13 protein-coding genes are annotated in these 12,160 nt (G+C 71.7%); 6 read left to right on the top strand and 7 right to left on the bottom strand.

What is annotated here, in order from left to right:
• Nucleotides 1-3 precede the first annotated feature (3 nt).
• Genes pcaH through ACIGDI_RS16350 form a run of 4 tightly spaced genes read right to left on the bottom strand, consistent with a single transcriptional unit; the run spans nucleotide 4 to nucleotide 3,394 of the window.
• Complete coding sequence (gene pcaH / locus ACIGDI_RS16365) at nucleotides 4-777, bottom strand: protocatechuate 3,4-dioxygenase subunit beta (RefSeq protein ID WP_399896446.1); 774 nt, start codon at nucleotides 775-777, stop codon at nucleotides 4-6.
• Between the two features lie 15 nt (nucleotides 778-792).
• Entirely contained in the window at nucleotides 793-1,998 is a 1,206-nt protein-coding gene (locus ACIGDI_RS16360) for a thiolase family protein (protein ID WP_399896444.1), read from the bottom strand.
• On the bottom strand, nucleotides 1,995-2,639 hold the full coding sequence (locus tag ACIGDI_RS16355; protein ID WP_399896442.1) for a CoA transferase subunit B: 645 nt from the start codon (nucleotides 2,637-2,639) through the stop codon (nucleotides 1,995-1,997). The genes ACIGDI_RS16360 and ACIGDI_RS16355 overlap by 4 nt, the downstream gene beginning before the upstream one ends.
• Nucleotides 2,639-3,394 (bottom strand): CoA transferase subunit A, encoded by a 756-nt coding sequence (locus ACIGDI_RS16350; RefSeq protein ID WP_142144460.1) that lies wholly within the window; start codon nucleotides 3,392-3,394, stop codon nucleotides 2,639-2,641. The genes ACIGDI_RS16355 and ACIGDI_RS16350 overlap by 1 nt, the downstream gene beginning before the upstream one ends.
• Before the next feature lie 211 nt (nucleotides 3,395-3,605).
• Between ACIGDI_RS16350 and ACIGDI_RS16345 the strand changes: the two genes are divergently transcribed.
• A complete protein-coding gene (locus tag ACIGDI_RS16345; RefSeq protein ID WP_351464693.1) occupies nucleotides 3,606-4,070 on the top strand; it encodes a MarR family transcriptional regulator in 465 nt (154 codons plus the stop codon).
• A 13-nt stretch (nucleotides 4,071-4,083) separates the two neighbouring features.
• Here ACIGDI_RS16345 and ACIGDI_RS16340 read toward each other — a convergent pair whose 3' ends face one another.
• Nucleotides 4,084-5,061: a DUF3048 domain-containing protein gene (locus tag ACIGDI_RS16340; RefSeq protein ID WP_399896437.1), complete on the bottom strand. Its 978-nt coding sequence runs from the start codon at nucleotides 5,059-5,061 to the stop codon at nucleotides 4,084-4,086.
• A gap of 214 nt (nucleotides 5,062-5,275) precedes the next feature.
• Here ACIGDI_RS16340 and ACIGDI_RS16335 point away from each other — a divergent pair, with 214 nt between their 5' ends.
• The gene (locus ACIGDI_RS16335) at nucleotides 5,276-6,466 is read left to right on the top strand and encodes a zinc-dependent alcohol dehydrogenase (RefSeq protein WP_399896434.1); all 1,191 of its coding nucleotides are present in this window, start codon (nucleotides 5,276-5,278) and stop codon (nucleotides 6,464-6,466) included.
• An 11-nt stretch (nucleotides 6,467-6,477) separates the two neighbouring features.
• Here the strand turns inward: ACIGDI_RS16335 and ACIGDI_RS16330 are convergent, their stop codons facing one another.
• On the bottom strand, nucleotides 6,478-7,539 hold the full coding sequence (locus ACIGDI_RS16330) for an ATP-dependent DNA ligase (protein ID WP_399896431.1): 1,062 nt from the start codon (nucleotides 7,537-7,539) through the stop codon (nucleotides 6,478-6,480).
• 73 nt (nucleotides 7,540-7,612) lie between these two features.
• Between ACIGDI_RS16330 and ligD the strand changes: the two genes are divergently transcribed.
• The 3 genes from ligD to ACIGDI_RS16315 all read left to right on the top strand — a co-directional run bounded on the left by ligD (nucleotide 7,613) and on the right by ACIGDI_RS16315 (nucleotide 10,837).
• Entirely contained in the window at nucleotides 7,613-8,629 is a 1,017-nt protein-coding gene (gene ligD, locus ACIGDI_RS16325) for a non-homologous end-joining DNA ligase (RefSeq protein WP_399896428.1), read from the top strand.
• Between the two features lie 51 nt (nucleotides 8,630-8,680).
• Nucleotides 8,681-9,616, top strand: a complete 936-nt coding sequence (locus tag ACIGDI_RS16320; RefSeq protein ID WP_399896425.1) for an ornithine cyclodeaminase family protein — start codon at nucleotides 8,681-8,683, stop codon at nucleotides 9,614-9,616.
• Between the two features lie 195 nt (nucleotides 9,617-9,811).
• The gene (locus ACIGDI_RS16315; RefSeq protein WP_399896422.1) at nucleotides 9,812-10,837 is read left to right on the top strand and encodes a LacI family DNA-binding transcriptional regulator; all 1,026 of its coding nucleotides are present in this window, start codon (nucleotides 9,812-9,814) and stop codon (nucleotides 10,835-10,837) included.
• A gap of 36 nt (nucleotides 10,838-10,873) precedes the next feature.
• Here ACIGDI_RS16315 and ACIGDI_RS16310 read toward each other — a convergent pair whose 3' ends face one another.
• Nucleotides 10,874-11,659 (bottom strand): VOC family protein, encoded by a 786-nt coding sequence (locus tag ACIGDI_RS16310; RefSeq protein ID WP_272174282.1) that lies wholly within the window; start codon nucleotides 11,657-11,659, stop codon nucleotides 10,874-10,876.
• A 212-nt stretch (nucleotides 11,660-11,871) separates the two neighbouring features.
• Between ACIGDI_RS16310 and ACIGDI_RS16305 the strand changes: the two genes are divergently transcribed.
• Nucleotides 11,872-12,117 carry a WhiB family transcriptional regulator gene (locus tag ACIGDI_RS16305; protein ID WP_200699624.1) on the top strand — a complete coding sequence of 82 codons (246 nt, stop codon included), beginning with the start codon at nucleotides 11,872-11,874 and terminating at the stop codon, nucleotides 12,115-12,117.
• Nucleotides 12,118-12,160: the final 43 nt, after the last annotated feature.

Raw genomic sequence — 12,160 nt, 5'->3', positions numbered from 1 at the left:
AGGTCAGCGTCCTTCTTCGATCCAGGTGGCGTTCGGGCCGTCCAGCACGATGTCCCAGTGGTAGCCCATGGAGAACTCCGGCACGGACAGGTCGTGGTCGTAGGTGGCGACCAGCCGCTGACGCGCCGCGTCGTCCGTCACCGACTGGATGATCGGGTCGTACGGGAAGAGCGGGTCGGCCGGGAAGTACATCTGCGTCACCAGCCGCTGCGTGAACGCCGTGCCGAACATCGAGAAGTGGATGTGGGCGGGCCGCCAGGCGTTGAGGTGGTTGCGCCAGGGGTAGGGGCCGGGCTGGATCGTCGTGAAGTGGTAGCGGCCCTCGGCGTCGGTGATCGTACGCCCGACACCGGTGAAGTTCGGGTCCAGCGGGGCGTCGTGCTGCTCGCGCTGGTGGGCGTAGCGGCCGGCCGAGTTGGCCTGCCAGATCTCGACGAGCTGGCCGCGTACGGGCTTTCCGGCGCGGTCCAGCAGTCGGCCCGAGACCGTGATGCGCTCGCCGACCGGCTCGCCCGTGTGCTGCCGGGTGAGGTCGTTGTCGATGGCGCCGAGGTCCCGCTCGCCGAAGGCGGGGGAGTGCAGCTCCACCAGTTCCGGGTCCTTGGTGACGTCGATGGCGACCGGCGGCTGCTTGGGGTGGCGCAGGACCGAGGAGCGGTACGGGGCGTAGTCGCGGCGCGGGTGGTGCTCCACCGGGGCGCCGTCGGCGACCCGCTTCTCGTAGGCGGCGTGTTCGGCCGCGATCTCCTGGTCGATGTCGTGCTGGGTGAGAGTCATGGGGATTCCTCGGGGTTACTGACGTTCGAGGACGAGGGCCAGGCCCTGGCCGACGCCGATGCAGAGGGTGGCGACGCCGACGCCGGAGCCGCGGCGGGCGAGCTGGTGGGCGACGGTGCCGGCGAGGCGGGCGCCGGAGGCGCCGAGCGGGTGGCCCAGTGCGATGGCGCCGCCCTGGGGGTTGAGGATCGCCGGGTCGAACTCGGGCCATTCGGCGACGCAGCCGAGTACCTGGGCGGCGAAGGCCTCGTTCAGCTCCAGCACGGACAGGTCGTCGAAGGTCCGGCCCGCCTTGGCGAGGGCCCGGTTGACGGCCTCGACGGGGGCGAGGCCGAAGTAGTGCGGGTCGACGGCGTTCACGCCGGTCGCGGAGATACGGGCGAGCGGCTCCCGGCCCAGCGCCTTCAGGCCCTCCTCGTCGACCAGCAGCAGGGCCGCCGCGCCGTCGTTCAGCGGTGAGGCGTTGCCGGCGGTGACGGTGCCGTTCTCCTTGCGGAAGGACGGCTTCAGCCTGGCCATCGCGGCCAGGGAGGCGTCGGGGCGCACGCACTCGTCGGCGGCGAAGACGACGGGGTCGCCCTTGCGCTGCGGGATGGAGACGGGGGCGAGCTCGGAGTCGAACAGCCCGGCCTCCTGAGCGGCGGCCGCCTTCCGGTGGGAGGCGAGCGCGAACTCGTCCTGCTGCTCGCGGCTGATCTTGTGCTTGTCGGCGATGAGCTCGGCCGACTCGCCGAGCGGGACGGTCCACTGCGGGTCCATCCTCGGGTTGACCATGCGCCAGCCGAGGGTGGTGGAGTACAGCTCGGTGTGCGCGGCGGGGAACGGCTTGTCCGACTTCGGCAGCACGTACGGGGCCCGGGTCATGGACTCCACGCCGCCGGCCACGGCGATGTGGGCGTCGCCGGCGGCGATGGCGCGGGACGCCTGGATGACGGCTTCGAGGCCCGAGGCGCACAGCCGGTTGACGGTGACGCCGGGTACGGAGGTAGGCAGGCCCGCCAGCAGGGCGGCCATGCGGCCGACGTTGCGGTTCTCCTCGCCCGCGCCGTTGGCGTTGCCGAAGTAGACGTCGTCGATGCGGGCCGGGTCCAGGCCGGGGGTGCGGGCGAGGAGTTTGCGGACGGCGTGGGCGGCCAGGTCGTCCGGGCGGACCGCCGCCAGGCCGCCGCTGTAGCGGCCGATCGGGGTACGGACGGCGTCGACGAGGTAAACCGTGTTCACAGCAGGTCCTCCGCAACAGTCAGCTTCGCGCCGGTCTTGGCGACGACGTCATCGACGCTCACCCCTGGGGCGACCTCGGTCAACACCAGCCCGTCGGGTGTCACGTCGATCACGCCGAGGTCGGTGATGACACGGTTCACACACGCCTTGCCGGTCAGTGGCAGCGCGCACTCCTGGAGGATCTTCGCCGAGCCGTCCTTGGCGGTGTGCGTCATCACCACGATGACCGTGCGGGCGCCGTGCACCAGGTCCATCGCCCCGCCGATCCCGGTGATCAGCTTGCCGGGAATCGCCCAGTTCGCCAGGTCGCCCTGCTCGGAGACCTGCATGGCGCCCAGCACGGCGACATCGATGTGACCGCCGCGGATCATCGAGAAGGACAGCGCCGAGTCGAAGAACGACGCGCCCGGCAGGACCGTCACCGTCTCCTTCCCGGCGTTGATCAGGTCCGGGTCGACCTCCGCCTCGGCCGGGTAGGGGCCGGTGCCCAGGATGCCGTTCTCCGACTCCAGGATCACCTCCACGCCCTCGGGCAGGTAGTTGGGGATCAGCGTCGGCAGACCGATGCCGAGGTTGACGTACTGCCCGTCCCGCAGTTCGCGCGCGGCGCGCGCGGCCATCTGCTCACGACTCCACGGCATCAGCTGCTCACCGTCCGCTGCTCGATCTTCTTGTCCGCCGCCTGCTCCGGCGTGAGCGCCACCACCCGCTGGACGAAGATGCCCGGCAGATGCACCGCGTCCGGGTCGATCTCGCCGGGCTCGACGAGTTCCTCCACCTCGGCGACGGTGACCCGGCCCGCCATGGCGGCCAGCGGGTTGAAGTTCCGGGTGGACTTGTTGAACACCAGGTTCCCGTGCCGGTCGCCCTTCGCCGCCCGCACCAGCGCGAAGTCGGTGCGGATGCCCCGCTCCAGCACGTACTCGGTGCCGTCGAACTCCCGCACCTCCTTCGGCGGCGAGGCCAGCGCGACGCCGCCCGTGCCGTCGTAGCGCCAGGGCAGTCCGCCCTCGGCCACCTGGGTGCCCACCCCGGCCGGCGTGTAGAAGGCGGGGATGCCCGCGCCGCCGGCCCGCAGCCGCTCGGCCAGCGTGCCCTGCGGGATCAGCTCCACCTCCAGCTCCCCGGCCAGGTACTGGCGGGCGAACTCTTTGTTGGCGCCGATGTAGGACCCGGTCACCCGCGCGATCCGCCCGGCCGCCAGGAGGACCGCCAGGCCCGTCTCCATCGCCCCGCAGTTGTTGGAGACGACGCGCAGCCCGGACACGCCCCGCTCGTACAGCGCCCCGATGAGCACGTTCGGCACACCGCTCAGGCCGAAACCGCCCACCGCCAGCGACGCGCCGTCGGGCACGTCGGCCACCGCCTCCGCGGCCGTGGCGACCACCTTGTCCATCCGTGAAGCCCCATCCCGTCCGAGCGCCCGGTCACGAATTAATCAGGGCACTGAGTATTTCGGTGAAGTTTCCTTCACGCTGCCATCGGAACAGTTCAGCGTCAAGACCTCGAAGGACAGTGAGGTCGGACGAGGCCGGTCGACGGCAGACAGGGGATGGCTCGCCCGGTATCGTTCAGTGCACCAACTAATTCGACCTCGGGGAGCGCGCATGGCCGCGGTGGACCTCACCACCCACCCCGGGCACCTGGCCCGGCGGCTGCAGCAGGCCCATTACCTGCTGTGGAACACCATGGTCTCGGAGGAGATCACCTCGCCGCAGTTCGCGGTCCTCAACGCGCTCGCCGACGAGCCCGGCCTGGACCAGCGCACGGTGGGGGAGCGGGTGGGCCTCGACCGCTCCACCATCGCCGAGGTGATCAGTCGGCTCGGCAGGCGGGGGCTGGTGGACAAGGTGCGCGATCCGCAGGACGGGCGCCGTTTCCTGCTGCGGCTGACCGGCGACGGCGAGCGCACCCACCGCAAGCTGACCGTGCGCACCGCCCGCATGAACCAGGTCTTCCTGGCCCCGCTGTCCGCCGCCGAGCAGGCGGTCTTCTTCGACCTCATCCAGCGGGTCGCGGACGCGGCCGAGGGGCTCCGCAACCCTGCGGAACCCCTCCTGGCGCAGGGGTGATCGACGGGAGTCGTCAGGAAGCCTTGACGAACACGACCCACACCTGGCCGCTCGCGAAGTTCATCGGCTTGCCGTCGGCCGTCGTGAAGTCGGTGCCGTCGGCGGCCTTCTCGCGCTTCCAGTCGGCCTGGTAGACCTTCCCGTCCCGCAGCACCTCGGCCTTCCCGGAGCCCACCGTCTCGGTGTACGGCGTGTTGTTGCCGAGGAAGTCCCGGAAGCCGGACTTACGGATCCTCACGTGCTGGACGACGACGGTCGCCGGGGTGACCGGCTGCCCGTCGGTCGTCTTCGTGGGCGTGCCGTCCATCGCGACCAGCCAGCGGTGCCGGTCGGCCGACCAGCGGAAGGTGAACCGGGCGGAGGGGTAGGCGACCGTCATGGAGGTGTCGGCCCGGCCTCCGGCGGGTGCGGCGCCGTAGCGGAAACCGTTGGTGAGCGCGCTCGCCCCCGGCGCGGAGCGCATCAGGCGGGCGGGGCGCAGGTAGAGGTTGTGCGGTGCGGGTCTGTCGGTGCCGCGGAAGTAGGCGTCGGTGGCCTTGCCGGGCGGTTCCGCCTTCAGCGGGGCCTTGTCGATCAGCGGGAGCAGCTTGTGCTGGGCCCCGGAGAAGGCGAGCGTCGGATCGTCGTACTGGCCGAGCAGCTCCAGGTCCGACTCGCGGGCGCTGCGCACGGGCCCGACGACCTTGGGCAGCTTGCTCGCGTACACCGCCATCAGCCGGCTCAGTCCGCCCTCGACCTGCTCGACGTACACGACGTCCGCGTCGCGCAGACCCGTGTGGGGGCGGGCGGGACCCGCGTTGTCGATCTTCACGGCGAGCACCGAACCGGTGTGCGCGGACGGGGTCGCGGATGCCGTCGGCGGCTTCAGCTGCCCGCGACCGTCGTCCGCCGGACCGTGTCCGCCCGTGCATCCCGCGGCCAGCACCGCCGTTCCCGTGGCCAGCAGTGCCACGCCCAGCGAGGCGCGTCTCTTGCGCACCATTCGTCCCATGCCCACCGTTGGCCACCCGTCTCTTGTCAATGATTGTGCGCTTATAAGTTCATCGATGGCCATACCCGATCGAATCTGATTGCGCGCGTCGAATAGGCCGAATGGCCCTGAACAACCGGCATCACTTTCGTGCGCGCTTCGGCGGGAGGCGCTCGGGTACCCGGGCGGCAGTGCTGCACCGGACTCACCGACGCGATGGAGGGAGCGCCACGCGATGAAGGCTGTGACCTGGCAGGGCAAGCGGGACGTACGAGTGGATACCGTGCCCGATCCGAAGATCCAGGAGCCGACCGACGCGATCATCCGCATCACGTCCACCGGACTGTGCGGCTCCGACCTGCACCTGTACGAGGTGCTCACCCCGTTCATGACACCGGGCGACATCCTCGGCCACGAACCCATGGGCATCGTCGAGGAGGTCGGGGCGGCCGTGCCGGACCTCGCGGTGGGCGACCGGGTGGTGGTGCCGTTCCAGATCGCCTGCGGCAACTGCTGGATGTGCCTGACCGGGCTGCCCACGCAGTGCGAGACCACCCAGGTGACCAGCGAGGGCATGGGCGCCGCCCTGTTCGGCTACACCCGGCTGTACGGCTCCGTCCCGGGCGCGCAGGCCGAGTACCTGCGGGTCCCGCAGGCCCAGTTCGGGCCGATCAAGGTCCCCGAGGGCCCGCCCGACGACCGCTTCGTGTACCTCTCCGACGTGCTGCCCACCGCCTGGCAGGCCGTCGAGTACGCGGGCGTCCCCAAGGGCGGCACCGTCGCCGTGCTCGGCCTCGGCCCGATCGGTGACATGGCCTGCCGGATCGCCATGGCGCGCGGCGCCGGGCGGGTGTTCGGCGTGGACCTGGTGGGCGAGCGGCTGCGCAGGGCGCGGGCGCGGGGCGTGGAGACGTTCAACCTCAAGAGCTTCGACAACGAGAAGGAACTGGTCGAGGCGATCCGCGACGAGACCGACGGGCGCGGCCCCGACGCCGTGATCGACGCCGTCGGCACCGAGGCGCACGGCAGCGCGGCGGCCAAACTGGCCCAGCAGGCCTCGGCACTGCTGCCGCGCAAGATCAGCGGCCCCTTCGCCGAGCGGTTCAGCATCGACCGGCTGGCCGCCCTCCACACCGCGATCGAGCTGGTCCGCCGGGGAGGCACGATCTCGCTGAGCGGAGTCTACGGCGGGATGGCCGACCCGATGCCCATGCTCACCATGTTCGACAAGCAGATCCAGCTCCGCATGGGCCAGGCCAACGTGCGCCGCTGGAGCGACGAGATCATCCCGTACCTGACGGACGAGGACCTCCTCGGCGTCGACGACTTCGCCACCCACCGGCTGCCGCTCAGCGAGGCGCCGCGCGCCTACGAGATGTTCCAGAAGAAGCGGGACGGCATGGTGAAGGTGCTGATGCAGCCCTGACCTGACCGGGCTCAGCCGAGGATCTCGCCCAGGTCGTAGCGGACCGGTTCCTCCAGCTGCGCGTACGTGCAGCTCTCGGGGGTCCGGTCCGGGCGCCAGCGGCGGAAACGGGCCGTGTGCCTAAAGCGCGCCCCGTTCTCCATGTGGTCGTAGGCCACCTCGGCCACCCGCTCCGGGCTGAGCGGCACCCAGGACAGGTCCTTCTTGCCCGACCAGCGGCTCGGCGCGCCGGGCAGCCGTGCCGTCTCGTGCGCCGCCTCGTCCGACCAGGCCGCCCAGGGATGCCCCGAGACGTCCGCCATCCTGAGCGGCTCCAGCTCCTCGACCAGCTCCGCGCGCCGCTTCATCGGGAAGGCGGCAGACACTCCCACGTGCTGCAGCCGGCCCCGGTCGTCGTACAGCCCGAGCAGCAGCGAGCCCACGACGGGCCCGCTCTTGTGAAGGCGGTAGCCCGCCACGACGACGTCCGCCGTCCGCTCGTGCTTGATCTTGAACATGGCACGCTCGTCCTGGCGGTAGAGCCCCGTGAGCGGCTTGGCGATGACACCGTCCAGACCCGCCCCCTCGTACTGCTCGAACCAGCCCTGCGCCACCTCCAGGTCGGTCGTCGCCGGCGCCAGATGCACCGGCGCGGTCACCCCGGACAACGCCCGCTCCAGCAGCGCACGCCGGTCGGTGAGCGGCACGTCCAGCAACGACTCGTCCGCCAGGGCCAGCAGGTCGAAGACCACGAAGGAGGACGGGGTCCGCTCGGCGAGCGTCCGCACCCGCGAGTCCGCCGGGTGGATCCGCTCGGTGAGCGCGTCGAAGTCGAGGTGCCCCTCGCGGGCGATCACGATCTCGCCGTCGAGGACGCAGCGGTCGGGCACCCGCTCCCCGAGCGCGCTCACCAGCTCGGGGAAGTACCTGGTCAGCGGCTTGCCCGTGCGGCTGCCGAGCTCGATCTCGGCCCCGTCGCGGAACACGATGGCCCGGAAGCCGTCCCACTTCGCCTCGTACTGCATGCCCGGCGGGATCTTCGCCACCGACTTGGCGAGCATCGGCTTCACGGGCGGCATCACCGGCAGATCCATGCCCCGATTCTGCTCGCATACGTCGCTTGTCGCCCGGTATGCGAGGTTTACGGGGTGTGCCTACCGTGTCCGTATGGGTGAAGCGGTGGAACTGGAAGCGGGCGGCCGTACGGTCCGGCTGTCCAGCCCGGACAAGGTCTTCTTCCCGGAGCGCGGATTCACCAAGCTGGACCTCGCCCGGTACTACATCGCCGTGGGCCCCGGCATCCTGCGCGCCCTGCGGGACCGGCCCACCACCCTGGAGCGCTACCCGGACGGCGTCACCGGCGAGTCCTTCTTCCAGAAACGGGCGCCCAAGAACATGCCCGACTGGATCCCGACCGCCCACATCACCTTCCCCAGCGGCCGCAGCGCCGACGAGATGTGCCCCACGGAGGAGGCCGCCGTCCTGTGGGCGGCCCAGTTCGGCACGCTCACCTTCCACCCGTGGCCGGTGCGCCGCGACGACGTCGACCGCCCCGACGAACTGCGCATCGACCTCGACCCGCAGCCCGGCACCGACTACGACGACGCCGTGCGCGCCGCCCACGAACTGCGCGCCGTCCTCGACGAGTTCGGCGGCCTCAAAGGCTTCCCGAAGACCTCCGGCGGACGCGGCCTGCACGTCTTCGTGCCGATCGAACCGCGCTGGACCTTCACCCAGGTGCGGCGCGCCGCCATCGCCGTGGGCCGCGAGATGGAGCGCCGGATGCCCGACCGCGTGACCATCAAGTGGTGGAAGGAGGAGCGCGGCGAGCGCATCTTCGTCGACTACAACCAGACGGCCCGCGACCGCACCATCGCCTCCGCCTACTCCGTACGGCCCCGCCCGCACGCCCCCGTCTCGGCGCCCCTGCGCTGGGACGAGGTCGGGGTAGCGCATCCGCAGGACTTCGACATCGCCACCATGCCTACGCGTTTCGCCGAACTCGGCGACGTGCACGCGGACATGGACGACCACCGCTACTCCCTGGAGTCCCTGCTCGAACTGGCCCGCCGCGACGAGCACGACCACGGGCTGGGCGATCTGCCGTATCCCCCGGAGTACCCGAAGATGCCGGGGGAGCCCCGGCGGGTGCAGCCGAGCCGGGCCCGCAAGGACCCCTCCTGACGACGTCCGCGGCCCCTCGACCCGGACGCGGGCCGGGTCGATCATGGATGCGTGACCCTTGTACTGACGCGTGGTGACCTGGAAGCCGTGCTGGCCGTCGAGGACTGCCTCGACGCCCTGCGGGAGGGGTTCCGTGCGGCGCGGGACGTGCCGGTCGCGGGGCAGCGGGTGCGGACGGACCTGCCGTTTCCCGGGACGGCCACCGCCCTGATGCCCGGACTGCTGCCCGGCGTCGAGGCCTATACCGTCAAGGTCAACGCCAAGTTCCCCGGTGCGAAGCCCGCGTTGCGCGGGGTGATCTGCCTGCACAGCGGCAGGGACGGCGAGTTGCTCGCCCTGCTGGACTCCGCGACGGTCACGGCCTGGCGGACCGGTCTCGCCGCGGCCCTGGGCACGCATGCGCTCGCCCGGCCGGGCGGGACACTGGGCGTGGTCGGGGCGGGCGCACAGGCCGAGTTGACGGTGCGGGGACTGGCGGCGCTGCGGGGGAGCGGCGCGCCGGTCGTCCACGACACCGACGGCGAACGAGCGGCACGGTTCGCCGCGCGGCACGGCGGCCGGGTCGTGGGGTCGGCGCCGGAGGTGGCCGCTGCGGCCGACGCGGTGCTGCTGGCCACCTGGTCGCGGGAGCCGCTGCTGCGGCTGGCGGACACCCGGCCGGGACAGCACTTCACCAGTCTCGGGGCGGACGAGCCGGGCAAGCAGGAGCTGGCGGCCGATCTGCTCAAGGCCGCCCTCCTCGTCGTCGACGACCGCGAACTCGCCGCGGACATGGGCGCATTGGCCGCCACGGGTCTTCCGGCCTCCGCCGCCGACACGGTGCTGGGCGAGGTACTGCGGGGTGAGCACCCGGGCAGACGGAGCCCCGAGGAGCGCTCCGTCTACGCTCCGGTGGGGCTTCCCTGGCAGGATCTGGCCCTGGCCTGGCTCGCGTACCGGCACGCCGAGCGGGACGGGGTCGGGCAGCGGGTGGATCTGCTGGCCTGAGGACCGCTCGCGGCGGTCCACTCCATGAAAGGTTCCTCCCCGGGGTGGATGCGTGCCGGCGTGGAGGCGCAGGCCGGCGGACGGCGTGACAGCGGCCGAGTGCCGCCGTCAGCGGGTTTCGTGGAGCGAGAGCGCTCTCACGCCGTCGCTCGCCCCGGGCTATCCTGATCCGCACCCGCCGACGAGGAGCCACGAGTGACCGACACCGCACCACGCCCCACGCTGGAGGCCGTGGCCGCCCGGGCGGGCGTGTCGCGGGCCACCGTCTCACGGGTGGTCAACGGCGGGGACGGCGTGCGCGAAGCTCTCGTCACCCGGGTGCGGCGGGCCGTGGAGGAACTCGGGTACGTGCCGAACCAGGCCGCCCGCAGCCTGGTCACCCGGCGCCACGACGCCGTCGCCGTGGTCATCGCCGAACCGGAGACCCGGGTCTTCGCCGACCCCTTCTTCGCCCTCCAGCTGCGCGGCATCAGCAAGGAGCTGACGGCGCACGACAACCAACTCGTGCTGCTCCTCACCGAGGGCCGCGACGATCACGTCCGCGTCGGCCGCTACCTCGCCGGCGGCCACGTCGACGGCGCGCTCGTCTTCTCGCTGCACCTCGACGACCCGCTGCCGGGACTGATCCAGCACGCCGGGGTGCCGACCGTCTTCGGCGGCCGGCCCGGCTGGAGCGAGAGCGGCGGCGACGCCGTGTTCGTCGACAGCGACAACCGGGGCGGCGCCCGCGAGGCCGTACGGCACCTCGTCGGCCTCGGCCGCTCCCGCGTCGCGCACATCACCGGCCCGCTGGACCAGACGTCCGCCGCCGACCGGCTCGAAGGCTTCCGGGACGTCATGCCCGACGCGGACCCGAGGCTGGTCGAGGAGAGCGACTTCACGCCGGCCGGCGGCGAGCGGGCGATGCGCGCGCTGCTGGACCGGCGCCCCGACGTGGACGCGGTCTTCGCCGCGAACGACCTCTCCGCCGCGGGTGCCCTGCGGGTGCTGCGCGAGCGCGGACGGCGGGTGCCCGAGGACGTGGCCGTGATCGGCTTCGACGACATGCTGCCCGTCGCCGAGCAGACCGACCCGCCCCTGACGACCGTCCGTCAGGACATCGAAGGGATGGGGCGGTTGATGGCTCGGCTGCTGCTGGACCGGCTCGGACACCGCACCGCCGAGGGCGCGCCGTCCAGTGTGGTGCTGCCCACCACCCTGGTGCGACGGGCCTCGGCGTGACGCTCCCCGGCGCCCGAGTCACGTCCGGCGCCCGGCTCACGTCTGCGGCGGCTCGCTCCTGATGACGGCGAAGCGGGCGCCGTACGGGTCCGCGAGCCTCGCCACGCTGCCGACGCCCTCGATCCGGGTGGCCGGCATCCGCACCGTCGCGCCCAGCTCCCGCGCCCGGTCCACCGTGGCCTCCGCGTCGGCGACCTCGAAGTACGGAAGCCAGTAGGGGCTGTCCTCGGAAGGGTCGTCGGCGAGCGAGACGATGCCGCCGAACATGGCGTCCTCGCCGCCCTCGGCGGGATTCAGACACGTGTACGTACCCCCGGGGAAGGGCACCGCGGACGTCTCCAGGCCGAGGGTCTCGTGGTAGAACCAGGCCGCCGCGGCCATGTCCGGGGTGTACAGCTCCACCCAGGACAGCGCGCCCACCTCGTTCGCCAGGTCGACGCCCTTGGTCCGGCCGGGCTGCCAGATGCCGAACGGCACGCCCGCCTTGTCTCCGAGGATCGCCATGCGGCCCTCGCCCATCACGTCCATGGGCTGCATGAACACGCTGCCATGGGCCTGCTCCGCGGCCTTGGCGGTGGCATCGGCGTCGGAGGAGCGGAAGTAGACGGTCCACGAGGGCGGGCCCTGATCCGGCCCGGTCTGCATGGCACCGGCCACCGTCTTCCCGTCCACCTGGAAGAAGCCGTAGCCGCCGGCGTCCGGTCCCGCCGACTGGAACCGCCAGCCGAAGAGTCCGCCGTAGAAGGAGATGGCGCCCTCGATGTCGGACGTGCCGACGTCGATCCAGTTCGGAGCGCCGTTGACGAAACGGGTGGTGAGCATTGTCGCCCTCCTCGCAAGGGTCCCGTTCTCTGCACTGCCGAGTCTTGCACCGCCCACTGACAATCGCCGCCGGAACGGATCACGCCGCATTCCGCGCGCCGCCGTGCGCCACGGCGGGCGGGCGAGCATCATCAGGGTGGCCGGGGGCCGTGAACGACGGCGTTGATCGGTCGTTGAGCGAACGTTTTTCGCCGCACGGCACGATCACGCCCATGCACATCGACACCATCACCCCGGACGACCTCGCCTGGCAGGCCCAGGCCCTGTGCGCGCAGACCGGGGCCGACTTCTTCTTCCCCGAGCCCGGCAGTTCGGTGCGCGAGGCCAAGCGCATCTGTGCCCTGTGCGAGATGCGGCCCGCGTGCCTGGAGTACGCGCTGCGCAACGACGAGCGCTTCGGGGTCTGGGGCGGGCTGTCGGAGAAGGAGCGGCTGGAGCTCAGGCGCACCCGGCACTGAGCGAAAATCCGCCCGCCACACGCGCGTGGGCGGGCACAATCCC

The sequence above is a fragment of the Streptomyces sp. NPDC085900 genome, from assembly GCF_044540925.1.
In the GTDB taxonomy this organism is placed as follows: domain Bacteria; phylum Actinomycetota; class Actinomycetes; order Streptomycetales; family Streptomycetaceae; genus Streptomyces; species Streptomyces gilvifuscus.
Note: the sequence above shows the minus strand (reverse complement) of the source record. Positions and strands in the feature narration are given on the sequence as shown.

Bases quoted from the DNA above. Each gene is read 5' to 3' on its own strand.
- pcaH (WP_399896446.1), bottom strand. From the start codon at position 777: ATGACTCTCACCCAGCACGACATCGACCAGGAGATCGCGGCCGAACAC.
- ACIGDI_RS16355 (WP_399896442.1), bottom strand. From the start codon at position 2,639: ATGCCGTGGAGTCGTGAGCAGATGGCCGCGCGCGCCGCGCGCGAACTG.
- ACIGDI_RS16350 (WP_142144460.1), bottom strand. From the start codon at position 3,394: ATGGACAAGGTGGTCGCCACGGCCGCGGAGGCGGTGGCCGACGTGCCC.
- ACIGDI_RS16345 (WP_351464693.1), top strand. From the start codon at position 3,606: ATGGCCGCGGTGGACCTCACCACCCACCCCGGGCACCTGGCCCGGCGG.
- ACIGDI_RS16340 (WP_399896437.1), bottom strand. From the start codon at position 5,061: ATGGGACGAATGGTGCGCAAGAGACGCGCCTCGCTGGGCGTGGCACTG.
- ACIGDI_RS16335 (WP_399896434.1), top strand. From the start codon at position 5,276: ATGAAGGCTGTGACCTGGCAGGGCAAGCGGGACGTACGAGTGGATACC.
- ACIGDI_RS16330 (WP_399896431.1), bottom strand. From the start codon at position 7,539: ATGGATCTGCCGGTGATGCCGCCCGTGAAGCCGATGCTCGCCAAGTCG.
- ligD (WP_399896428.1), top strand. From the start codon at position 7,613: ATGGGTGAAGCGGTGGAACTGGAAGCGGGCGGCCGTACGGTCCGGCTG.
- ACIGDI_RS16310 (WP_272174282.1), bottom strand. From the start codon at position 11,659: ATGCTCACCACCCGTTTCGTCAACGGCGCTCCGAACTGGATCGACGTC.
- ACIGDI_RS16305 (WP_200699624.1), top strand. From the start codon at position 11,872: ATGCACATCGACACCATCACCCCGGACGACCTCGCCTGGCAGGCCCAG.